Here is a 22,642-nt window from a genome sequence, read left to right as displayed (position 1 = left end):
TTGCCGCAGGTCAGATGTATAGAGTGAGTTTTCCGGACCGGACGTCGGACGTCCCGGCGTGACCAGTGGGGAGTGGAGACCTTGAGTTCCGACTCGGGGGCACGCACCGCCTTCGCGGAACGCCTCGCACTGCTGTACAAGGAAGCAGGCAACCCTCCACTCAAACGCGTGTCCGAGTCGGTCGGGCGGCTGCAGCGGATCGACGAACGCGGGCGGCCCGTACGGGTGTCCGCCCAGCGGATCAGCGACTGGCGCCGGGCCCGGAACGTACCCGCTCAGTTCACCGCCCTCGCGGCGGTGCTGCACGTGCTGATCCCCGAGGCGCGCCGGGCGCGGCCGACGCCGGTCTCCCCGGGCCTGTACGACCTCGCGCAGTGGCAGCGGCTGTGGGAGCGCGCGGTGGCCGACCCGGTGGGCGAGCGTCCCGCGGCGTCGGCGGCGGAGGAAGGGCCTGCCACCGAGGCGCCGCCCGCGCCGGGCGGTGTGTGCCCGTACCGGGGGCTGGCCTCCTACCGCCGGGAGGACGCCCGGTGGTTCTTCGGCCGGGAGCGGAGCACGGACGCGCTCGTCACCCAGCTCCGGGCGGTGTCGGGCACGGGCGGTCTGGTCATGCTGGTGGGCGCGTCGGGGGCGGGGAAGTCCTCGCTGCTCAACGCCGGTCTGGTGCCCGCCCTCCGGGACGGCGCGCTGACCGGCGCCGACGGTGACGATGACGGCAGGGGCGGCAGGGGCGGCAGGGGCGGCAGGGACGGCAGGGTCGGAGCCGGCCGCGCGGCAGACGGCGCCACCGGAGGCCCGGGCGCCGGGACCGGCCAGGGCACGAGCCCCGGGGGGCAGGGCATCAGCCCCAGAGGGCAGGGCATCAGCCCCGGTCAGGGCATCAGCTCCGGCGGCCAGGGCGCCGGTCAGGGGCAGGGCGGTGACCACGGACGGGCCGGCAGTCCCGGAGGACAGGGCACCAGCCACGCCGGACAGGGCACGAGCCACGGTCAGGGCACTGGTCACGGCCCCGGCGCAACCCACGGCCCCGGCGCAACCCACAGCCACAGCGCGAACCCCGGCCCCGGTGGCGACCACGCCCGGGCCGACCACGCCCGGGCCGACCACAGCCGAGCCGACCAAGGCCGAGCCGACCAAGGCCGAGCCGACCAAGGCCGGACCCGTCACGGCCGGGCCGGTCACGGCGGTCACCGTGCCGGTGGTTCCGGTCGGGTCGAGCAGGTCGTGCAGCTCGTGCCGGGTGCTGATCCGCTCGCGGAGCTGACCCGGCGGATACCGGAGCTGGAGCTCGTCGTCCCGGTGAGCGCCGGGCGGGCCGCGGCGGAGCCGGAGGAAACCCGCGCCCCCCTCCTCCCGGACGCCGTCCGCGCCGCCGTCACCGCCTGGGCCCGGCGCGAGGCCCCCACCGGTGCCCGCCCGGTCGTCATCGTCGACCAGTTCGAAGAGACGTTCACTCTCTGCCCGGACGAGGCGGAGCGGCGCGCCTTCATCCAGGTCCTGCACGCCGCCTGCACACCCGCCCGCCCCGGCGAACCGGCCCCGGCGGTCGTCGTCCTGGGCATACGGGCCGACTTCTACGAGCGCTGCCTGCGGTATCCGGAGCTGGCCGACGCGCTCCAGCACCGCCACATGGTGCTCGGGCCGCTCACCGCCGCCGAGCTGCGCGAGGCGGTGACCGGACCGGCCAAGGCCGTCGGGCTGGAGCTGGAGCCGGGCCTGGCCGAGCTCATCGTCCGGGAGGTCAGTGCCGACGGCCCGCGCGGGGCGCACGACGCCGGTGTGCTGCCGCTGCTGTCGCACGCCCTGCTCGCCACCTGGCAGCGCAGGAAGGCGGGCCGGCTGACGCTGGCCGGCTACCGCGCGGCCGGGGGCATCCAGGGCGCGGTCGCGGCGACCGCCGAGCGGGCCTGGTCCCGGCTCGACCCGGCGGCCCGCACGGCGGCACGGCTGCTCCTGCTCCGGCTGGTCAGGCTCGGCGAGGACACCCAGGCCACCCGGCGGCGCGGCACCCGGCGGCAGCTCGCGGACGAGTCGAACGACCCCGGCAAGACCGAGGAGTCCCTCGAAGCGCTGGTCCGCGCCCGGCTGGTGACGCTGGACGCGGAGACCGTGGAGATCACCCACGAGGCGCTGCTGCACGCCTGGCCGCGCCTGCGCGACTGGATCGACGAGGACCGCCAGGGCAACCTGCTGCGCCAGCGCCTGGAGGAGGACGGCCGGGCCTGGGAGGAGTCGGACCGCGACACCTCCCTGCTCTACCGGGGCTCGCGGCTGGAGCAGGCCCACACCTGGGCCAGGTCGGCCGGGGACACGTTCCTGACCCGCAGCGCGGTGGAGTTCCTGGCCGCCTCGGTCCGGCTGCGCCGGCGCTTCCTGTGGATCACCCGGGGCGCGGTGGCGGCGCTGGTCGTGCTCGCGGTGCTGGCCGTCGGGTCGGCGGTCATCGCCTTCAAGCAGCGCGACGACGCCGTGTTCGAGCAGGTACTGGCCCAGGCCGACCGCGTCCAGGACACCGATCCCTCGCTGTCCGCGCAGCTCGACCTGGTCGCCCACCGGCTCCGGCCGGACGACGAGGGCGCGAACAGCCGCCTGATGTCCGTCGTGAACGCCCCGCTGGCCACCCCCCTCATCGGCCACACCGGCGCCGTCTACCTCACGACGTTCAGCCCGGACGGCACGACCCTGGCCACGGCCAGCTACGACCGGACCGTCCGGCTGTGGGACGTGTCCGACCCCCGGCGCCCCGAGCCTCTGGGCGGACCGCTGACCGGCCACACGAGCTGGGTGAGCAGCGCGGTGTTCAGCCCGGACGGCCGGACGCTGGCCAGCGCCGCCGACGACGGCACGATCCGGCTGTGGGACGTGACGGACCCGGGCCGTCCGAAGCGGCTCGGCGCGCCGGTGACCGGCCACGAGGGCACCATCTACCTGATCGCCTTCAGCCCGGACGGCCGCACGCTCGCCTCCGCGGGCGACGATCACACCGTCCGGCTGTGGGACGTGGCCGATCCGCGCCGGCCGCGGGCGCGCGGCGAGCCCCTGACCGGGCACACGGCCGCGGCCCGCTCGGTGGCGTTCAGCCCGGACGGCCGGACGCTGGCGGCGGGCGGCGACGACGGCACGATCCGGCTGTGGGACGTGGCCGACCCCGGTCGTCCGCAGCGGCTCGGCACGCCGCTGACCGGCCACGGCGCCCTCGTGCACTCGGTGGCCTTCAGCCCCGACGGCAGGACGCTGGCCAGCGGCGGAGAGGACAACGCCGTCCGCCTGTGGAACATGGCCGAATTGCATCGCCCGAAGCAGATCGGAGCGCCGCTCACCGGCCACACCGGCCCGATCTGGTCCGTGGCGTTCAGCCCGGACGGCAGCATGCTCGCCGCCGCCAGCGCGGACAGCACCGCGAGTCTGTGGAAGGTCGGTGATCCGGCGTACGCGTCACAGGTCGGCGGGCCCCTGGCGGGCAGCAGCGGTGAGATGTACGCGCTCGGCTTCAGCCCCGACGGCCGCACCCTCGCCACCGGCACGGGTGACAACAAGGTCCGCCTGTGGGCGCTGCCGAGGTCGGACATGACCGGACGGACGGGATCGTTCCGTTCCGACGGGCGGGTGCTCGCGACGGCGGGGCGGGACGGCCGGGTGCGGTTGTGGGACGTGCGGACGCCCGGCAGGCCGGTCCGGATCGGCGAGCCCTTCGGGCCGGGCGAGGACGGTGTGCGCACCCTGGAGTTCTCCCCGGACGGCCGCACCGTCGCGGCCGTGACGGGCGACCGGACCGTGCGGCTGTGGAACCTCAGTGATCCGGAGCACCCTGTTCCGTACCGCTCCTCCATCCCCCTGCGCATCCGGTACGCCGACCCGCTGGCCTTCAGTCCCGACGGGCGCGTGCTGGCCACCGCCCACGACGACCGCACGATCCGGCTGTGGGACATCGCCGACCCGTCCCGTCCCCGGCCGCTCGGCGCGCCCCTCACCGGTCACAAGGGGTATGTGAACTTCCTGGTGTTCAGCCCCGACGGCCGCACGCTCGCCAGCGGCAGCGCGGACGGCACCATCCGGCTGTGGGACGCGGACGACCCGGCGCGGATCACCCTGATGGGCACCCCGCTCAAGGGACACCGCGGAGCCGTCAACGCCCTCGCCTACAGCCGCGACGGCCGGACGCTGGCCAGCGCCGGCGACGACACCTCCGTCCGCCTCTGGGATGTCACGGACCCCGCCCGTGCCTCCCAGGACAAGCGCCTCACCGGCCACACGGAAGCGGTCGTGTCCCTCACCTTCAGCCGGGACGGCCGCACCCTGGCCAGCGGCGGCAACGACAGCACCGTCCGGCTGTGGGACGTCGCCGACCCCGCCGGGGCCACCGCGATCGGCCAGTCGATGAGCCCGGGTGCCGAGACCGGCAACTTCCTGGCGTTCAGCCCCAGCAGCCACATGCTCGGGGTGTCCAGCGGCGCCGACACCATCCGGATCTGGGACCTGGACGTCGACCGGGCGGTGGACCGCATCTGCGCGATGACCCGGGGCGTGCTGACGCCGGACACCTGGCGCGCGTACCTGTCCCGCCTCTCCTACGATCCGCCGTGCGACGAATGAGCCCTGTTTTGCCCAACAGGCAAGTTTTTCAAGGAAGTTGAGTGAAACGAGTCACAAGTGCGACGTTCTGACGGTCAGTCGGCTCGCCGTGCGCAAGCGCTTGTTACCCTTGGCCATGGCTCGACCGCTGGTGCATCCCCCGTCGCCAGCGGTCGGGCCTTTTCTCAGCGCAGGTCGAGCCGCATCAGGACCCGGGGATGACCGGCCAGGACCGAGGTGGTGGCCGCCGCCAGGGTGAAGCCGGCGCGCTCGAAGTTCCTGCGCAGACCGGCGTAGGCCATCGTCAGGTCGACCCTGGCGTCGCCGTTGTCGAGGGGGTACGCCTCGATCGCCGGTGCCCCGTGGGCCCGGGCGAAGTCGACGGCGCCGGCGATCAGGGCGTGGGAGACGCCCTGCTTGCGGTGGCCGGGGCGGACCCGGACGCACCACAGCGACCAGACGGGCAGGTCGTCGAGGTGCGGGATCCTGCGGCTGCGGGCGAAGGAGGTGTCCGCGCGCGGGGCGACGGCGGCCCAGCCGACCGGTTCGTCGCCGTCGTAGGCGAGCACGCCCGGGGGCACGTCCGCGCGGCACAGCTCGGCGACGTAGGCGCCGCGGGCCGGGCCGCGCAGTTCGTTGTTGAGCTTGGAGGGGATCCGGTAGCTCAGGCACCAGCAGACGCTGGCGGTCGGCGACTTCGGGCCGAGCACGGCGCGGACGTCCTCGAAGTCCGTCGCGGGGCGCACGTCGATGCTCATGCCCTCACGATGACATGTGCGGCGCGGCGGCGCCGCCGGATCAGGCCCTCGGCGGCGGCGAGACGGCCTGGCTGAAGGCGGTGTAGAACGGCTGGGCCATGCTCGCGAGGGCCGAGGAGCCCTGCGCGAACGGGGTGAGCGGATCGACGGAGCCCGACCGGCTGTCACCGCCGCCGCCCTCACCGGCCAGGGCGGGCGAACCGACCTGGAGGACGACGAGGGCGAGCAGCAGCACAGCGGCACGGGAGAGCAGACGCATTCGCATGCTCGCTTCAACGAACCGCCTTCTCGCAGGTCACAGGCGTGCCGTTAGTGATTTTGACGTACCGCGGAGGCCACCCGCAGCAGCCGCAGCTGGCCGATCTCGCTGACGTTCTTGGTCAGTTCCGTGTTCACCCACGCCGCCATGTGCGCCACGGTGTACCGGGGATCGCCGGGCCACGGGAAGGGGGCCGTGGCGTCCAGGTCCGTCTCGTCCAGGCCGTCCAGGACCGCCAGCCACCGGGTGCGCAGGTCCCGCAGCCAGGTGACGGTCGCGGTGCCCTCGCCGGGCCAGACGACGTCCGCGCGGTCGCGGGGCGGGCGGCCCTGCGCGTGGTCGAGGGCGACGCTCCACCACCAGCCGATGTGCCAGCTCACCCAGGCGATCGTGGGCACCGGGACCGGGTCGGGTTCGGTGTCCGCCCAGTCCGGGGTCCAGGTGCCGTCGGCGGCCCGGCGCATCGTCCAGCAGTGCGGCGCGGGCTCCCAGAGGAAGTCCTCCGGCTCCAGCCGCTCCAGGTGGTACTCGAACAGCGACCAGGTCAGTTCGAACTGATCACGCAGCAGTTCCGTTCGGGAGACGCTCATCGGACGACCCTACGAGGCGGTCCGGGCGTCCCGGGCCAGGGCCGCCCAGTCGAGGTCCCGCAGCGCGGGCTCCGCGTCGCAGCCGGACGGCAGGCGGGGCGTGGCCTGGAACCAGACGACGACCAGGCGCGAGCGGTAGGCGACCGGGTCGCGGGCCGGGTCCAGGGCCGTGGACTGGAAGGTGCCCAGGCAGGCCACGGCCGGCAGCACCTCCACGGGCCCGAGGCCGCCCGCGTACTGGTCGGGGTACTCGCGCGCGGGCGGCACCAGATGGACCGGCGTGCCGGGACGGGCACGCTCGGCGGCGCGCACCAGGCGGGCGATGCGCAGGTCGTTCACCGGCTTGCAGGGGTAGCCCGCCGGGAGATCGCCGTAGGTCGACGTGAAGCGCAGCTCGGCGAGGTCGACCGAGCGGCCCGAGGCCAGGACGAGGCGGGCGAGCGCCATGGCCGGGGTGTTGCCGTACGGGTGCATGGGGGGTCTTCCGGTGCTCAGGGACAGGGCTCGGGTCAGGGCCGGTGTCCCGTCATCCGGGCCGCCGACGCGATCGTCGCGCGGGCCTCACGCTCGGACAGGCCGGTGTTCAGGGCCGCCTCGACCAGGGGGGTCACGAGCGCCGGGCCGCTTCCCTCCTCGTAGGCCCGGCAGGCCGCCCAGAACAGGCGGGTGTTGCGCTGGCCCTCGTGCGCGGTCAGGACGAACTGGACCAGGCCCTCGCCGTGTCCGCCGGCCGTCGCGGGCGTGAGGTGGTGGGCGCGGGGTGGCGGGAGCAGCAGCCGCAACAGGGAGCGCGGGCAGCGGGCGGGGGGCAGGTGGGCGGTGCCGGGCGCGGCGGCGTACACGCCCCGGTCCGTGCGGGAGCCGGGGCCGACGAGGTAGCCGCCGGCGCCCCGGATGTCGATGCCGGGGGCGAGGCGGCCCGCGGAGTTGGGGACGACCAGGTCGGGCGGGCCGCTCAGCCACAGGTGACGCCCGCCGGACGGGGTCAGCACCACCACCGTCGGGGGGATCGTGAACAGGTGCCGCAGGGCCAGCTCGCGCAGGGCGGCCGAGGAGTCCGTGCCGGTCTTCACGTCCAGGTCGATGCCGATCAGATGGTGCGGGGGCAGGCCGCAGGCGATGCCGTAGCCGGTCGCCCAGGGGGCGGCGGCGAACAGCTCGCGGATGCGGCCCGGGTCGCTGGAGGCGTCGTACACCCCGTGGCCGAGGCGGCCGCACTCGCCGTGGCAGGGGGAGGGCGTGGGGTCGTCGCGGTGGGGGGAGCGCAGCGCGGGCAGCTTGGTGCGCGACAGGGGGATGACGGCCAGCCCGCGCTCGGCGGCTGACAGGGCGTGTGCGAGGGCCAGCGTCGTGGCCTGCCGGTCGGTGGTGGCCATGACTCTAGTTTCGTACGTACGTTCGAAAAAAGAAAGGGGGAGCGGTCGCGACGCGCCGGAGCGGGGCGCTGTGCCCGAAAAGTGCGGGAACGCTTCATCCCTTGCGGCCCCCGGGTTAGAACGCCCCCTTCCGCTTTGGTCCTGGCCGGTACCCCGCAGGGGTGAACCCGCAGTACGAGGCTCCCGCCGCTCCACCTACAGGAGGTGGAGTCACCCCCACCCCTACAACCTGAGGGGGACCCCGCTTCGGGACCTGCGGCCGATCCGCCCGGCACCGCCCCGCTCATAGCGTTGAGCCATGACCACACTCGTCTGCACGAGCGCTTCGAAGGCGGCCGCACCCACGGCGCAGACCCTTCCGTACCCGTCGTTCTCGTCGTACGTCAGGGCCCGCCAGCCGGTGCTGCTGCGTACCGCCCGCTCGCTCACCGGAAACCCGAGCGACGCGGAGGACCTGCTGCAGACCGCGCTCGCCAAGACGTACGTCGCCTGGGAGCGCATCGAGGACCATCGCGCCCTCGACGGCTACGTGCGCCGGGCGCTGCTGAACACGCGGACCTCGCAGTGGCGCAAGCGCAAGGTCGACGAGTTCGCCTGCGAGGAGCTGCCCGAGCCGGACCCGGTTCCCGGCGGTGACGACCCGGCCGAGCAGCAGGCGCTGCGCGACGCGATGTGGCGGGCGATCATGCGGCTGCCCGCCCGGCAGCGGGCGATGGTGGTCCTCAGGTACTACGAGGACCTCAGCGAGGCCCAGACGGCCGAGGTGCTCGGCGTGTCGGTGGGCACGGTGAAGTCGGCCGTGTCCCGGGCCCTGGGCAAGCTGCGCGAGGACGCCGAGCTGGGGCTCGTCCGCTCGTGACGCCCGCCGTTCTGCCTGGTGAGAGGCTCCACGGGACGCTGTCCGGCACCGCTGTGAGCTGCCGCGCCCGCATGGCGTGATGTGATCGATCACCCGGTCCTAGTGACATACCGCGTGGTATGTGCGCAGAATCAGCGCAACCCTTACCACCGCGTAGGCAATGTCGCCCCGGGAGGACGCCGTGCTGAGCACCATGCAGGACGTACCGCTGCTGATCTCGAGGATCCTGACCCACGGGTCGACGATCCACGGGACATCGCAGGTGACCACGTGGACCGGTGAGGACGAACCGCACCGCCGCTCCTTCGCGGAGATCGGCGCCCGAGCGGCCCAGCTGGCCCACGCGCTGCGGGAGGACCTCGGCGTCACCGCCGACGAGCGCGTGGCGACCCTCGCCTGGAACAACGCGGAACACGTCGAGGCGTACTTCGCGATCCCGTCCATGGGCGCGGTCCTGCACACCCTGAACCTCCGCCTCCCGCCCGAGCAGCTGGCCTGGATCGTCAACCACGCCGCCGACCGCGTGATCATCGCCAACGGTTCGCTGCTCCCCCTGCTCGCCCCGCTGCTGCCGCACCTGAAGACCGTCGAGCACGTGGTCGTCACCGGCCCCGGGGACCGCTCGGCGCTCGCTGATGCGACCGCGCAGGTCCACGAGTACGAGGACCTGATCGCCGGGAAGCCGACCTCCTACGACTGGCCCGAGCTGGACGAACGCCAGGCCGCCGCCATGTGCTACACCTCCGGCACCACCGGCGACCCCAAGGGCGTGGTCTACAGCCACCGCTCCATCTACCTGCACTCCATGCAGGTCAACATGGCCCAGTCGATGGGCCTGACCGACCAGGACACCTCCCTGGTCGTGGTCCCCCAGTTCCACGTGAACGCCTGGGGCCTGCCGCACGCCACGTTCATGACCGGCGTGAACATGCTGATGCCGGACCGCTTCCTGCAGCCGGCCCCGCTCGCCGCGATGATCGAGGGCGAACGGCCGACCCACGCCGCCGCCGTCCCGACCATCTGGCAGGGCCTGCTCGCGGAGCTGACCGCGCACCCCCGGGACGTCTCCTCCCTCACCCAGGTCACCATCGGCGGCTCGGCCTGTCCGCCGTCGCTGATGGAGGCCTTCGACAAGCTGGGCATGCGGGTCTGCCACGCCTGGGGCATGACCGAGACGTCCCCGCTGGGCACGGTCGCCCGTCCCCCGGCCGCCGCGGTCGGCACGGACGAGGAGTTCGCCTACCGCCTCACCCAGGGCCGTTTCCCGGCCGGCGTCGAGGCCCGGCTGACCGGCCCGGGCGGCGAACGCCTCCCGTGGGACGGCGAGTCGGCCGGTGAGCTGGAGGTGCGCGGCGCCTGGATCGCGGGCGCCTACTACAACGGCCCCGACGCCGAGCCGCTGCGCCCCGCCGACAAGTTCAGCGAGGACGGCTGGCTCAAGACCGGCGACGTCGGCACCATCTCCCCCGACGGCTACCTGACCCTCACCGACCGCGCCAAGGACGTCATCAAGTCCGGCGGTGAGTGGATCTCCTCCGTGGAGCTGGAGAACGCGCTGATGTCCCACCCGGACGTCGCCGAGGCCGCGGTCGTCGCCGTCCCCGACGACAAGTGGGGTGAGCGCCCCCTGGCCACGGTGGTCCTCAAGGAGGGTGCCACCGCCACCTTCGAGACCCTGCGCGCCTTCCTCGCCGACGAGGGCAAGATCGCCAAGTGGCAGCTCCCGGAGCGCTGGACGGTCATCGAGTCGGTCCCGAAGACCAGCGTCGGCAAGTTCGACAAGAAGGTGCTGCGCAGGCAGTACGCACAGGGCGAGCTGGACGTCACGTCCCTGACCTGACCTGACCTGACCTGACCTGACCTGACCGCGGCGAGGAGCCCCCGGCGTCCGCCGCGGGCTCCTCGCCGCATGGGCCCGTCCGGGAGACTCCCCGCCACGACCATGCCCTCACCGCCGCGGCCGGCTGAGCCCCCACCCCAGCACCAGCCACAATCCCGCCACCCCGCACACCCCGCCCCAGCCGAAGTGGCTGTACGCGGCTCCCGCGAGGGCCGACGCCGCCGCGCCGCCCGCGAAACCGGCGACGACGTAGGCCGTGTTGGCGGTGGCCGGGGTGGAGGTCGCGGTCAGGGCGAGGGTCTGGTTGGCGACATGCGACGCGACGAGCGCCGCGTGGATCAGGACGGCGGCGGCGAACAGCGCGGCCAGCGCGTGCCCGCCCAGCCAGAACAGCGGCACCGACACGGCGGCCAGCAGATACGCCGACCGCACGACCCGGGTCGCGCCGAACCGGTCCACCAGCCCGCCGGCCAGCGGCGCCACCGCCGTCGCCGTGAGCCCGAACAGTCCGAAGAGCCCGGCCGTCGCGGTGGACAGCCCGTACGCCGGCCCGGTCAGCAGCAGCGCGAGCGACGTCCACAGCGCGCTCCACGCACCGAACATGCCGGCCTGCCGCACACAGGCCCGCCACAGGTCGGACGAACTGCGCAGCACCGACGGCAGGGCGGCCAACCCCGAGAACAGCGAACCGGTCCCGCGCCGCCGCGAGGGCAGGACGGAGGCGGTGGCCAGCCCCAGGGCGAGCGTGAGCACGGCCGCGCCCGCGAACACCCAGCGCCAGCCGAAGGCCTGCCCGGCCAGACCGCCCAGCACCCGGGCCCCGACGATCCCGGTGAACAGGCCCGCGATCACGGCCGCGACATGCCGGGCCCGCCGGTCCGCTGGGGCGCGTTCGGCGACAAGCGGCACGAGCAGCTGCGGGATCACCGTCGCCGCCGAGGCGACGAAGACGGCCACCGCGAGCGCCCCGACGCCCGGCGCGGCCGCGCTGGCGACCAGCGCGACCGTGGTGACCAGTGTCAGCCCGGCCACCAGCCGGCGCCGGTTCACGCTGTCGCCGAGCGGGGCGAAGAACAGCAGGCCGACGGCGTAGCCGAGCTGCGCGACCGAGGCGATCCAGGCGACGGCCGAGGGCGCCGAGCCGAAGTCGCGGGCCATGAGGGAGAGCAGCGGGGCGGCGAGATAGATGTTGGCGGCGGTCACCGCGCTGCACACGGCGATCAACGTGAGGAAGAGGCCGGGGGCGGGTGTGCGGTCCCGTCGCGCGGGGGCCGTGCGGTGGGGTGCGGTCGTGGCCGCTGACGACGTCGCTGACGACATGAGGGGAGGACTCCTTGGAGTCGGCTCTAACAACTAACTGGTTGGTTGGCGAACTGCCCAACAGCATGGGCGGCTCGTTCATTCCTGTCAACCAAACGGTTGGTTACCTGGCGCGCTACCCTCATCGCATGGCAGCAAGGGACCCCGAGGCCACCAAGGCCCGGATCTTCGAGGCGGCGGTCGCCGAGTTCGCCCGGCACGGCATCGCCGGTGCCCGCATCGACCGCATCGCCGCCGAGGCGAAGGCCAACAAGCAGCTCATCTACGCCTACTTCGGCAACAAGGCGGAGCTCTTCGCGATCGTCCTGGAACGCAAGATGCTCCACCTCGCCGAGGCCGTGCCCGTCGACCCGGACGACCTGGAGAGCTGGATCGACCGTCTGATGGACTACCACGCCGACCACCCGGAGCTGCTGCGCCTGCTCTTCTGGGAGGGCCTGGAGTACGGCAGCGCCGAGCTGCCCCACGAGTCAGACCGCCAGGAGCACTACCGCCGCAAGGTCGCCGCTCTGAAGGACGGTCAGGACCGGGGCGTCGTCACCGACGCGATCCCGGCGGCCGACCTGCTCTTCCTGCTGACCGCCCTCGCCAACTGGACCGCCGTCGTCCCGCAGATGCGGCGCATCCTGGTCGGCGACGACGCGACCGACCGCGACCGCCTGCGCGCCTCGGTGAAGGAGGCGGCGCGCAGACTCACGGCGCGCTGAGCCCGAGGCCCCCGGAGGCTAGTTGTTGCCGATCCGGCTGAGCAGTTCGACGATCCGGGACTGCACCTCGCCGCTGGTGGACCGCTCGGCGAGGAAGAGCACCGTTTCTCCCGACGCAAGCCGCGGCAGGTCGGCCTGGTCGACTGCGGCCGTGTAGACGACGAGCGGGGTGCGGTTCAGCTGCCCGTTCGCCCGCAGCCAGTCGATGATCCCGGCGTACCCGGCCTGCCGCCGGTGCACCTGCATCAGATCCATCACGACCAGGTTCGGCCGGAACTGCCCGGCCAGCGCCACCGCGTCCGCGTCACTGGCGGCCCGCGCGACCTGCATCCCGCGCCGCTCCAGCGTCGCCGTCAGCGCGAGCGCGATCTCCGCGTGCTCCTCGACGAGCAGGACGCGGGGCGGGTGCTGCTCGCTGTCCCGGGGCGCCAGCGCCTTCAGCAGCACCGCCGGATCGGCGCCGTACGCCGCGTCCCGCGAGGCCTGCCCGAGACCGGCGGTGACCAGCACCGGCACCTCGGCGGCCACGGCGGCCTGCCGCAGCGACTGCAGCGCCGTCCGCGTGATCGGACCGGTCAGCGGGTCGACGAACAGCGCCGCGGGGAAGGCCGCGATCTGCGCGTCGACCTCCTCGCGCGAGTGCACGATCACCGGCCGGTAGCCGCGGTCGCTCAGCCCCTGCTGCGTGCTGACGTCCGGCGCCGGCCACACCAGCAGCCGGCGCGGGTTGTCCAGCGGCTCCGGCGGCAACTCGTCGTCCATCGGCTGCGGGCGCGGCGGATCGGCCACCTCGACGGCACCGCCCGGACCGTCCAGCGGCTCGGGGCCCTCGGCGGCGTTCTCGTCCGGGGCACCTATGGCGTACGAGCGCCCGCCGCCCTCGGTCATCTGCGCCGGCCGTGACTGGCCGGCGAGGGACGGCTGCGCCGGAACGGGCGCGGAGACCTGGGCGGGCACCTGCGCCGGGACCGGCGTGGGCACCGGCTCGGCCGCCGGATGCGGCCGGGCGGCCTGCTCCGTGCGGAGCGCCTGATCGGTACGGGGCGTCGCTTCGGGACGCGCCGCCTGTTCGGTACGGGCGGCCGGGTCGGGCGGGGTGCCGAGCTTGCGGCGACGGCCGGATCCGCCCGGCTGGTGCGGGGGAGGCGTCGCCGACGGCTGCTGGACCTGCGCCGCCTGCCGGTTGAACGGCACGCCCTGGCCCAGGGTCCGCACGCTGATCGCCCGCCCCTGCGTCGAGTGGGGATCGGCGGACGCCCCGGCCTCGGCGGGCAACGGCTGCGCCGCCCGCGGCACGCCCTCCGGGGGCAGCGGGGTGCCCGGCGCCGGAGTGCCGGGCTGCGCGGCGGCCTGCGGTACGGCGACACCGGCTCCCGAGGTGTCGTCGGCGGCGGGCCAGGGCTGCGGCGCGGGGGCGGGGGCCGGACCGGCGGTGTTCGGCCCTGCCACGGCTTCGGCGGGGAGCGGCTGCCCGGCGGAGGCCTGCGCCTCCGGCGCGACACCGCCCTGCTGCGGCAGCGGCTGCGCGCCCTGCGGCCCGGCCTGGACCGGCGCCTGCCCCGGAAGAACGGCCTGCACACTCTGCCCGAGCCCACCCTGAGCGGGCACGGACACGACCTGCGGCTGCACACCGACACCCTGCGGGGGTACGGCAGTCCCCTGCGGGGGTACGGCAGCCCCCTGTGGGGGTACGGCGACGTCCTGCCCGGGTGCGATCACGCCCGGCGGAGGCGCGGAGATGCCCTGCGGCGGGACCGTTCCCTGCGGCTGAGGGACGTCGGCCTGCGGGACGTCGGCCTGCGGGACGTTGTCCCGCGCGGGAACGGCGTGGCCCTGCGCCGCGGCCGCCATGCCCTGCGGCGGAACGGCCGCACCCGGCGCCCCCTGACCGGCGGGCAGCCCGGCCTGCGCGGGCGCGCCCTGCCCCGGAGCGGCATGCCCCGGGCCGACCCGAGCATGAGGCATCTGACCAGCGGCATCCTGCTGGGTGACAGCCCTCTGACCGGGCCCCGCGGGCATGGCACCCGGCAAGGCACCCAGCACCGCCGACCCCACCGGCTGCCCACTCCCCGGCGCACCGGGCGCGACCGGCACCGCCGCATCCGGCGCGACCGGCACCGCCGTACTCGGCGCACCCGTACCCGGCGCCTGGGCCGCGGCCGCTCCGGCCGCCCCAGCCGCCTCGGCCGCCTCGGCCGGCTGGGGAGCGACCGCACGCCGCCGGCGCCCGGTCGGCGCGCTCGTGGGATGCGGCTGCGGAGGTGTGTGATCGGCGGACTGGTCGTGCGGCACGGCGTCGTGCCGGCCTTCGTCGGCACCTCCGTCGCCGGAGGCCGCGGAGGCCCCGGCTCCGCCGGCACCGGCGGGTCCGGCGGCACCCGGGACGCCGGCGGCCTCGGGCGAACCCGCCGTGCCGGGCGGAACCGTCACCGCCTCCTGCCCGGCCGGAGCCGTCTGGTCGGACTCGGCGGGCGGCAGTGCGAACACCGGACGCGGCCCCGCCGCCTGCTGCGCGGCCGCCGCCCTCTCGTTCGCGGCGGCCAGCGCCCGCCGCCGGCGCCCGGTCGGCTGCTGACCCTGTTGCTGCGCCGCGTCGCCCGGGCCACCGGTGGCCTCACCGGACGAGGGCGCGGGCAGGGCCGGTGGCAGCGCGTGCTGCTCACCCGGCTCCCGCCGGGCCCGCCGCCCGGACGGCGGCGCGGGCACACCCTGCGGCGGAACGGTCCCGCCCAGCCCCGTCCCCGAGGCCGCGGTCCCGGCCGCGTGCTCGGCGGCCGTGACGACGGCCCCCTCGGCGACACCCTGGACGGCACTCCCGACGGCCCCGGCGGTGGCGGCGCCAGGGGCTCCCGCGATCGCACCCGCGACGGCAGGCGCACCGGAACCCGCACCCGCGTCCTCGGCCGCCCGGCCGCGCCGCCGCCCGGTACCGCCCGACGCGGCGCCCTCACCGGACGCCTGTGCGGGAAGAGCGGCCGGTTCCCCGGCGGCCCGCCGCCGGCGCCGCCCGGTCGGCACGTCCCCTTCGGCACCACCGGCATCGGCACCGGCAGCAGCACCGTCACCGGCGGCCCCGTCACCCTCGGCCGCCGGAACGTCCGCGTCCAGGAACGCGTCGGTCGAGCCCCGCCGAGCCCGGCGCCGCCCTCCCCCGGAGGTCTGCTCCGCCGGAGCGGCGGCACCACCCTCGTCCACCGGCTGCGCGGCGACGGCCCCGGCCCCGCCCCCGAGCGGCACCTCCAGCACGTACGCGCTCCCGCTCATCCCGGGCACCTCGTGCGTCTGCAGCACGCCGCCGTGGGCCCGGACGATCCCGCGCACGATGGGCTCGTGGACGGTGTCACCCCCGGCGTACGGCCCACGCACCTCGATGCGGACGACCTCACCGCGCTGCGCCGCCGCCACCACGACGGTGTTGTCCAGGTAACCGCCCGCCGACACGGGCGTGTTGCCGGTCGCGTCCACGCCCGCCACGTCCGCGACGAGATGCGCGAGGGCCGTGGCGAGCAGCCGGGGGTCCACCTCGGCCTCGATGGGCGGCGCGTGCACGGCGAACTGCACCCGCCCGGGCCCGATGAGCTCGACGGCCCCGTCCACACCGGCGGCGACGACGGCGTCCAGCATCACCTTCGTCCGGGCGACGTTCTCACTGCCGGCGTCGAGCCGCTGGTAGCCGAGGACGTTGTCGATCAGCGTCGTGATGCGCGAGTAGCCGGCCGAGAGGTGGTGCAGCACTTGGTTGGCCTCGGGCCACAGCTGCCCGGCGTCGTCGGCGGCGAGCGCGGCCAGTTCGCGGCGCAGTTCCTCCAGCGGCCCGCGCAGGGAGCGTCCCAGCAGGGTCAGCAGCTGCTCGTGCCGGGCGGCGAGCGCCTCGAAGCGGTCCTTCTCCCGCTCCCCGAGGGCGGCGTAGCGCTCCTCGTTCGCGGCGAGCTCCTCGGCGTGCCGCTCGCGCAGCTCCTCCACCTCGGCGACGTGCTGCTGGCGCAGGGCGGTCAGCTCGGAGGCATGCTCCTCGGAGAGCCGCTCCAGCTCCTCGGCGTGGGCCTTCTCCGCCGCCTCCTTCTCCTCGACGACCGCGTCGTAGGGCCGCCGGTCGGTGAAGGTCATGACGGCGCCGACGAGCTGGTCGCCGTCGCGCACGGGCGCGGTCGTCAGGTCGACCGGCACCTTCGAGCCGTCCTTGGCGTACAGCACCTGCCCGCGCACCCGGTGCTTGCGCCCGGAGCGCAGGGTGTCGGCGAGCGGTGAGTCCTCGTAGGGGAAGGGAGAGCCGTCGGGGCGCGAGTGCAGGACGAGCGTGTGCAGTTCGCGCCCGCCGAGGTCGCTGGCCCGGTACCCCAGTATCTGGGCGGCGGCCGGGTTGACGAGGACGATCCGTCCGTCGGTGTCGGTCCCGACGACGCCTTCGGCCGCGGCCCGCAGGATCATCTCGGTCTGCCGCTGCGAGCGCGCGAGCTCGGCCTCGGTGTCGACGGTCCCGGACAGATCGCGTACGACGAGCATGAGCAGCTCGTCGCCGGTGTAGCCGTAACTGTCGTAGGCCTGCTGCCCGTTCTCCAGGTTCGCGCTGGTGACCTCGACGGGGAACTCCGTCCCGTCGGTCCTGCGCGCGACCATCCGGGTGGGCTTGGTCCGGGCCCGCGGGTCGAGGTGCTCGGGCCGCCGCATGGAGCCCGGGATGAGCTTGGAGTCGAACTGCGGCAGCAGGTCCAGCAGCCCCCGCCCCACCAGGGCGGTGCCCGGGGTCTCGAAGGCGTCCAGGGCGATGGAGTTGGCGTTGACGACCGTCCCGTTGGCATTGACCAGCACCAACGCGTCCGGCAGGGCGTCCAGTATGGCTGCGAGGCGAGCAGCGCCTCGGGATGGCCTGCTGCTCACGAGACGCTTCCTCCCTGTTACCGCACCTTGCCGACCGCTCGGGCCATCTTGCCAACCGTCCCGGGCCGTGTCACGCGAGGGAGTCTAAGGGCTGCGGTTGCGCTCGCGACGCCGGATGAGAGGGAGGTCGCACGAGGAAGTGACCCCGAACTGACGACCGAGTAAGCGTCAAATGCCCGCCCTCCTGCGACGACGTCGCGGGACCTTCGCGGGACCTTTACGAGAGCGGCGTTTCTGTATCTTTCGGCCGAGCCGCCCGGAGCCGGCGGAATCAGGGCGGAGTGTGGCGCGAACGGGCCGGCACCGGCCCGCTCCGCCTCCCGGCCCGCGTCAGCCCTTGCCTCCGGCCTTCATGTCCGGCAGCAGCGGCACGAGCCGGTCCCAGCGGGCGATCCCGCAGCCGTCGCGGCGGTCGTAGGTGGCGTCGACGGGGCGCCCGGCCCAGGTGCCGGTGACGTGCGCGGTGGCCGGTCCGCCGTACTGCATGGTGCAGAAGCCGCCTTCCGGGGCGGGGGCGAAGAGGTCCCGCCCCCAGCGCGTGTCCCGCTGCAGCATGGCGCAGGCTCCGCGCGGGTCGGGGTGGCTGCCGCCGTCGGGGTCGCAGTACAGCTCGTACGTCCCGTCGGTCCCGCCGCCCGCGTTCCGCACGGTGACGGTGAGGTGGTCGCGGTCCGGTCCGCCGGGGGGTGACGGCAGGGCGGCGGCGTCGGCCCGGGCGTACGCGGTGGAGGGGACGGCCGCCAGCGACCCGACGGCGGCGACGGAGGCGGCGGCGCCGACGAGGAGGCGTCGCAGGGCGGGGCGGGCGGTGGCCCGGGGAGTGGCAGGCAACATGCCCTGATTAACGCGGCACGCTCCCGGACGTTGCGCGCGCCCCGCGCACGCCCTCCGTCCGGCCCTCCCGCGACGGCCCGGCCGCGGGCCGGGCAAGGCCTTTGCCCTGCGCCCTTCCCGCCTAGTACCGTGGGGGTCGATTGGTGACACCCCGCTCGACTGTGTCATCATCGGCACGCACCGACCCGCGCTCGTGCGGGTGGATGTGTGGAGGCGTCGCCTAGTCCGGTCTATGGCGCCGCACTGCTAATGCGGTTTGGGCCTTAAAGCCCATCGAGGGTTCAAATCCCTCCGCCTCCGCCACGATCACGAAGCCCCGGTCAGCCGACCGGGGCTTCGCCGTTGCCGGGGGTGCCGCACACCCCGTCCAGACGGCGTTTCCGCAGGTCACGAGCGGTATGGCTAACGGATTTCACATGGCGGCGGCAGTCATGTAATGTTCTTCCTGTCGCCGCGAGCGAGCCGGAAGGCCCGGGAGCGGCGATAAAACAGAACAAGCACTCGTAGCTTAACGGATAGAGCATCTGACTACGGATCAGAAGGTTGCAGGTTCGAATCCTGCCGAGTGCACAGCAGATCAGAGGCCCTGTGGAGTGATCCACAGGGCCTCTGGCTTTTGCGTTGACGGCAGTGTTTGACGGCAACCGCTCCTGCCCTCGATCGGCGAGGGCGTCTGGCGATGCGAGCTGCGGGCCACGGCCCGACGCGCAAGCAGCGCCTGCGCCCCGGTGACGACGCTGAGGCGGAGGTTGGTGCGGCTGCGCGGCTCTTCGTCTTCTTTGAGTCCTCTGAGGTGTCAGTGGGTGCCGTTAATCTGGTGTTGTGCTCCGTCGCGAACACTAGATGTTGTGGTGTGCCTATTGGTTCGTGGCACATGTTGTGGTGTCCTGCTTGCTGCTGGGCCGTTCGAGGTGCTTCACTTGATCCGCCAAACCAAACCAGGCCCCAGCCGGGGCCCAACTTGGGGTTGGGCACACGGCAATGGGGCCTGATGCGTTGGTCGCGCCTTGGGACCTTATCGCCCTCTCTTGGTTCCTCCAAGACGGGCAGCGCCGCGCGTCCGACTCCGGAAACGGATGTGCCATGACAGATCGGCCCAACACCCGGGATGTGTCCAAGCGGGACGATGGCTGGGCGGTGACGAAGCCCGGGGCTGAGAGAGCCAGTGCACTTCTGCCGACTCAGGCGGCGGCAGTCGCTCGCGCCAAAGAGATCCTGGCCAACGACGGTGGCGGAGAGCTTCGCGTTCGCGGCAAGAACGGCCAGGTGCGGGAGCAGAACACCGTCCCGCCAGGCAGTGACCCGAAGAAGTCGAAAGGCTGATCGCGATGGACAAGTACGTGATCAACAAGGACTTCAGCGGGCAGCGTGAGGTTGAAGCCGCTGGCTTCAAGACCGTCGGCGACTTCATCGACTTCTACACGGTCGATGGCGACGGTGACATCGTCGTGACGCTCAGAATCCGGTCTGCTCGGGTAGAGACGATTGACCTGGTCAGCGGCTGACTCAGGTAGGCCATGCTGAGACGGAGCCCTTGCCAACGCGGCGAGGGCTCCGTCTCGGGGATGTGCGAAACCACAGTGGGTTCCAGTCAGGGTCTCGGTTTCGCGTCCATCTACTCACTCACTTCGTGTCGTCGTCCTTCCGTAGGGCTTGGCCCACGCGGTCGAAGGCCGAGCGCTGTGAGTCGAGGCGTACGAAGGTGTAGATGTCCATGGTCACGCGGATGGAGCTGTGGCCGAGCACTTCCATGATCATGCGGGCGTCGGCGCCCTGTTCGTGGAGCAGCGAGGCGCATGTGTGACGCAGGTCGTGGAAGCGGACCTTGCGGACGCCGGCGCGGACGCACAGCGCCTCGAACGAGCGGTTCAGGTTGCGCGGCTCGATGGGGGTGCCGTTCTTCGTGGTGAAGACAAGGCCCTGGGCCGTCCCCTTCCAGTTCGAGCCAGCGGCTTTCCGGTCGGCGAGCTGCTGGGCGCGCTGAGCGCGGAGCGCGGTCACGCACTCGGACGGCAGGGCCACGCGGCGGGCCGAGCGCTGAGTCTTCGGCGCGACGATCAGCAGCTCGCCGCCGACCCGCTGTAGGGCCTGCCGGACAGTGAGGACGCCTTCGTGGAGATCCACGTCCGACCAGCGCAGCCCCAGCAGCTCACCGCGCCGCAGGCCGATGCGGACCGCCAGCTCGTACGCGGCCCACAGCCGGTTGTCTCGGGCCGCCGCCAGGAGCTGTCGCCCCTCTGTGACCGTGAGCGGTTCTATCTCACGCTTCGTTCCCATGCTCAGCTCCACGTTCCGGGCCACATTGCGGGGCAGCTCGTCCTCACGTACGGCGTGCTGGAGTGCGGCCCGCAGGAGCACCAGCAGGAAGCGCACGGTCCGGTCCGAGGGGAGCTTCGTGCAGCACTTGCCGAGGGCGCAGCAGCGCCGCTTGTGCTCGGGCCGGTTCTTGTCCTTGCCCTGCGCGCAGCACTGGCAGGTGGCCGCCGTCTTGGTCAGGAAGGCCCGGATGTCACGGGCGGTAAGCCGGGCCAGCTTCTTCCTGCCGAACTCGGGCGTGACGTAGTTGCGGATGAGCGATTCGTAGTTGACGTACGTTGTCCTGCGGACCTTGCCCTGGGCGACGTTCGTGAGCCAGTACGTCAGGTACTCGGCGATGGTCATCTTGCTGGTGGAGACCGGCAGGCCGTTCAGGGAGTCGGCCTTGAGCCTGGTCAGCTTCTCGTGCGCCTCGTCCCAGGTCTTGCCGTAGACGCTCCGCCGCTTGTACGTGCCGTCCGTCGTCAGGACGTAGGCACTGCCCTCCCAGCGGCCGTCCTTGCGCTGGTAGATGGTGCCCTCGTTGTTGGCGTTCTTCTTCGGCTTGGCCATCAGGCGGCTTCCTGCTCGGTTCGGAGGGATACATAGGCGTCCACGGCGGCTTCACTGATGCGGCGGCAGCGGCCGATCTTGAAGGAGGCGAGTTCGCGGGAGCGGATCAGGTCGTGGACCTTCCAGCGGCTGATGCCGAGACGTTCGGCGACCTGGTCCACGGTGAGTACGGCCGTCGTCATACGGGCAGCAGTCCTTCCTGCTTGAGGCGTTGGATGTGGGCTATGTCTTGGCGGACCTGAGCGGCTAGAAGTTCCTCGCCGGGGCGGTAGCCGCTGCTGAGGTACGTCCACGAGGAGGCGGTGACGAGGGTGGTGTTCTCGCCGTTGGCGGGAAGGCCGGCGCGGGCACGGGCGGCTTCGGTTTGGGCGAGACGCCAGGCCCGGCGGACGTCGCGGAGGGCGCCCAGGGTGGTGGAGTAGGCGCGGGACTTGCTGGAGAAGTGGCCGCGGAAGCCGAGCATGTGGGCCCACTTCCAGAGCTTGAGGTCGGCGAACTCCGGCAGGTTCCCGAGATCCCAAGCGGTGCGGATCATCTGGCGGACGTGACGTTGCACGGGTAGGGCCTTGATGGGTTCGGCCTGTCCGGTGCCTTCGCAGTCGTCGCACAGGTCGCGGAAGCCGTCGGGACCTCGTACGTAGCCGCGTCCCTGGCAGGGTCGGCACATGAGGGTGCGGTCTACGGTGCCCGCGCCTTCGGCGTTCTTGGTGGCGTACTTGGCGACGTATCCGGCGACCTTGGCATCGGTGAGTTCGCCGTTGCCCAAGGCGGAGACCTGGTCGACCTTGAACCGGTCGCCCCACTTGATCACGCGTTCGCCGATGGCGTCGGACTCGACCGTGAGCCGGGCCCGCTCGACCGCCAGACCCACGGCGACCTGGAGGGCGTCGAAGGTGGCCCAGGGCGGGGGCGTGGTGGTGTGGCCGTCGGGGCCGTCGAAGCGGATCACGGCGTGGAAGTGGACCAGGCCGCGCTTCTGATACTCGGCGACCTTGGCGAAGGAGACGCGGAGGGCGGAGTTCAGCGCCTTCTGCGTCATGCCGAGGTGCTCGGCCAGGGCGCGGCGCAGGTAGGTGGTGAAGCGTGCCCACAGCTGCCCGGCGTGGGCGTTCCAGAGCACGGCGCCGGAGTAGTCGTAGGTGACTGGGTCGAGCGGGGTGCCCAATGCCGGGTCGTCCTCGGCATGGTAGGCACCGCAGCCGCAGGGGCGGGTGTTGCCCGCACTGTCGGTCTTGCGGTTGTGGACGGGGCCGAAGGACGGGGCGGTGAGGGTGACGAAGGCGCGGGGGTGGTCGCGGACGGTTTCGGCGACGTTCTTGCCGCCGGACAGTCCAGCCTTGATCAGGTGGTAGGTGTCGGCGGCGTAGACGCGGGAGCAGGCGGGGCAGCGGGAGGCGCGGCGGTTGCCGCAGGTGGTCAGGAGGCGTCCGGAGGGCTCGTCCTCGGAGCGGTAGGAGCGGACTACTTCCTTGGTCGTCGAGTCGGTGGTGACCGTCCAGCCGTGGAGGTTGATGGGGTTGGTGCAGCCGCGCAGGTTGCGAACCTGTTCGGTGACGCGGTCGAAGTTGTGGGTGTTGGCCAGCTCGATCAGGTCCCGCAGGCCGGGGCTGACGACGTGCCGCAGGTCGAGGGGGCGGTGCATGAGAGGGCGGGGATCCTTTCTGGCGTGAGGGTGGGCCTGCGAGCAGCAGCGATTAGCGCTCGGGCGGCTGCCCGCAGGCATGACGGGTCGGACCCAGGGCGGGCGAAGGCGGGAGGTACCGGAAAGGCCGGCGGGGGGG

General features: G+C 73.2%; 17 protein-coding genes and 2 tRNA genes. 8 read left to right on the top strand and 11 right to left on the bottom strand.

Annotated features, from left to right (window positions below; genetic code table 11):
- Positions 1 to 72 precede the first annotated feature (72 nt).
- A complete protein-coding gene (locus ABTZ58_RS03035) occupies positions 73 to 4,593 on the top strand; it encodes an nSTAND1 domain-containing NTPase (protein ID WP_351349791.1) in 4,521 nt (1,506 codons plus the stop codon).
- Between the two features lie 164 nt (positions 4,594 to 4,757).
- On the opposite strand, the gene ABTZ58_RS03030 is transcribed toward ABTZ58_RS03035, so the two are convergent.
- From ABTZ58_RS03030 to ABTZ58_RS03010, 5 genes are all read right to left on the bottom strand, one after another.
- On the bottom strand, positions 4,758 to 5,330 hold the full coding sequence (locus ABTZ58_RS03030) for a GNAT family N-acetyltransferase (RefSeq protein WP_351349789.1): 573 nt from the start codon (positions 5,328 to 5,330) through the stop codon (positions 4,758 to 4,760).
- A 40-nt stretch (positions 5,331 to 5,370) separates the two neighbouring features.
- Positions 5,371 to 5,595: a hypothetical protein gene (locus tag ABTZ58_RS03025; RefSeq protein ID WP_351349787.1), complete on the bottom strand. Its 225-nt coding sequence runs from the start codon at positions 5,593 to 5,595 to the stop codon at positions 5,371 to 5,373.
- Between the two features lie 44 nt (positions 5,596 to 5,639).
- Positions 5,640 to 6,179, bottom strand: a complete 540-nt coding sequence (locus ABTZ58_RS03020; protein ID WP_351349785.1) for a DinB family protein — start codon at positions 6,177 to 6,179, stop codon at positions 5,640 to 5,642.
- A gap of 9 nt (positions 6,180 to 6,188) precedes the next feature.
- On the bottom strand, positions 6,189 to 6,626 hold the full coding sequence (locus ABTZ58_RS03015; RefSeq protein WP_351350389.1) for a hypothetical protein: 438 nt from the start codon (positions 6,624 to 6,626) through the stop codon (positions 6,189 to 6,191).
- Between the two features lie 62 nt (positions 6,627 to 6,688).
- On the bottom strand, positions 6,689 to 7,555 hold the full coding sequence (locus ABTZ58_RS03010) for a bifunctional DNA primase/polymerase (protein WP_351349783.1): 867 nt from the start codon (positions 7,553 to 7,555) through the stop codon (positions 6,689 to 6,691).
- A gap of 298 nt (positions 7,556 to 7,853) precedes the next feature.
- Here ABTZ58_RS03010 and ABTZ58_RS03005 point away from each other — a divergent pair, with 298 nt between their 5' ends.
- Both ABTZ58_RS03005 and ABTZ58_RS03000 read left to right on the top strand, forming a co-directional pair.
- Positions 7,854 to 8,414, top strand: coding sequence for a SigE family RNA polymerase sigma factor (locus tag ABTZ58_RS03005; RefSeq protein WP_351349781.1), 561 nt, complete (start codon positions 7,854 to 7,856; stop codon positions 8,412 to 8,414).
- A gap of 160 nt (positions 8,415 to 8,574) precedes the next feature.
- Complete coding sequence (locus tag ABTZ58_RS03000) at positions 8,575 to 10,254, top strand: long-chain fatty acid--CoA ligase (RefSeq protein WP_351349779.1); 1,680 nt, start codon at positions 8,575 to 8,577, stop codon at positions 10,252 to 10,254.
- 108 nt (positions 10,255 to 10,362) lie between these two features.
- Here the strand turns inward: ABTZ58_RS03000 and ABTZ58_RS02995 are convergent, their stop codons facing one another.
- Positions 10,363 to 11,574 (bottom strand): MFS transporter, encoded by a 1,212-nt coding sequence (locus ABTZ58_RS02995; RefSeq protein ID WP_351349777.1) that lies wholly within the window; start codon positions 11,572 to 11,574, stop codon positions 10,363 to 10,365.
- A gap of 128 nt (positions 11,575 to 11,702) precedes the next feature.
- On the opposite strand from ABTZ58_RS02995, the gene ABTZ58_RS02990 reads away from it, so the two are divergent.
- Positions 11,703 to 12,281: a TetR/AcrR family transcriptional regulator gene (locus ABTZ58_RS02990; RefSeq protein WP_351349775.1), complete on the top strand. Its 579-nt coding sequence runs from the start codon at positions 11,703 to 11,705 to the stop codon at positions 12,279 to 12,281.
- Between the two features lie 18 nt (positions 12,282 to 12,299).
- Here ABTZ58_RS02990 and ABTZ58_RS02985 read toward each other — a convergent pair whose 3' ends face one another.
- Both ABTZ58_RS02985 and ABTZ58_RS02980 read right to left on the bottom strand, forming a co-directional pair.
- On the bottom strand, positions 12,300 to 17,159 hold the full coding sequence (locus tag ABTZ58_RS02985) for a PAS domain-containing protein (RefSeq protein ID WP_351349773.1): 4,860 nt from the start codon (positions 17,157 to 17,159) through the stop codon (positions 12,300 to 12,302).
- A 330-nt stretch (positions 17,160 to 17,489) separates the two neighbouring features.
- Positions 17,490 to 17,993, bottom strand: a complete 504-nt coding sequence (locus tag ABTZ58_RS02980) for an SSI family serine proteinase inhibitor (protein WP_351349771.1) — start codon at positions 17,991 to 17,993, stop codon at positions 17,490 to 17,492.
- 209 nt (positions 17,994 to 18,202) lie between these two features.
- Here ABTZ58_RS02980 and ABTZ58_RS02975 point away from each other — a divergent pair.
- The 4 genes from ABTZ58_RS02975 (at position 18,203) to ABTZ58_RS02960 (ending at position 19,498) form a co-directional block, all read left to right on the top strand.
- Positions 18,203 to 18,296: transfer RNA gene (locus ABTZ58_RS02975), tRNA-Ser, on the top strand.
- 194 nt (positions 18,297 to 18,490) lie between these two features.
- Positions 18,491 to 18,563: transfer RNA gene (locus ABTZ58_RS02970), tRNA-Arg, on the top strand.
- 513 nt (positions 18,564 to 19,076) lie between these two features.
- The gene (locus ABTZ58_RS02965; RefSeq protein WP_078962565.1) at positions 19,077 to 19,316 is read left to right on the top strand and encodes a DUF2188 domain-containing protein; all 240 of its coding nucleotides are present in this window, start codon (positions 19,077 to 19,079) and stop codon (positions 19,314 to 19,316) included.
- A 5-nt stretch (positions 19,317 to 19,321) separates the two neighbouring features.
- Positions 19,322 to 19,498 carry a hypothetical protein gene (locus ABTZ58_RS02960; RefSeq protein ID WP_351349769.1) on the top strand — a complete coding sequence of 59 codons (177 nt, stop codon included), beginning with the start codon at positions 19,322 to 19,324 and terminating at the stop codon, positions 19,496 to 19,498.
- Between the two features lie 118 nt (positions 19,499 to 19,616).
- Here ABTZ58_RS02960 and ABTZ58_RS02955 read toward each other — a convergent pair whose 3' ends face one another.
- Genes ABTZ58_RS02955 through ABTZ58_RS02945 form a run of 3 tightly spaced genes read right to left on the bottom strand, consistent with a single transcriptional unit; the run spans position 19,617 to position 22,503 of the window.
- Entirely contained in the window at positions 19,617 to 20,861 is a 1,245-nt protein-coding gene (locus ABTZ58_RS02955; protein ID WP_351349767.1) for a site-specific integrase, read from the bottom strand.
- The gene (locus ABTZ58_RS02950) at positions 20,861 to 21,043 is read right to left on the bottom strand and encodes a helix-turn-helix domain-containing protein (protein WP_093781320.1); all 183 of its coding nucleotides are present in this window, start codon (positions 21,041 to 21,043) and stop codon (positions 20,861 to 20,863) included. The genes ABTZ58_RS02955 and ABTZ58_RS02950 overlap by 1 nt, the downstream gene beginning before the upstream one ends.
- A complete protein-coding gene (locus tag ABTZ58_RS02945) occupies positions 21,040 to 22,503 on the bottom strand; it encodes a replication initiator (protein WP_351349765.1) in 1,464 nt (487 codons plus the stop codon). Before ABTZ58_RS02945 ends, ABTZ58_RS02950 begins: the two co-directional genes overlap by 4 nt.
- Positions 22,504 to 22,642 lie beyond the last annotated feature (139 nt).

The organism is Streptomyces sp. NPDC094143 (assembly GCF_040303825.1).
In the GTDB taxonomy this organism is placed as follows: Bacteria; Actinomycetota; Actinomycetes; order Streptomycetales; family Streptomycetaceae; genus Streptomyces.
This window is presented reverse-complemented; position numbering and strand designations above follow the sequence as displayed.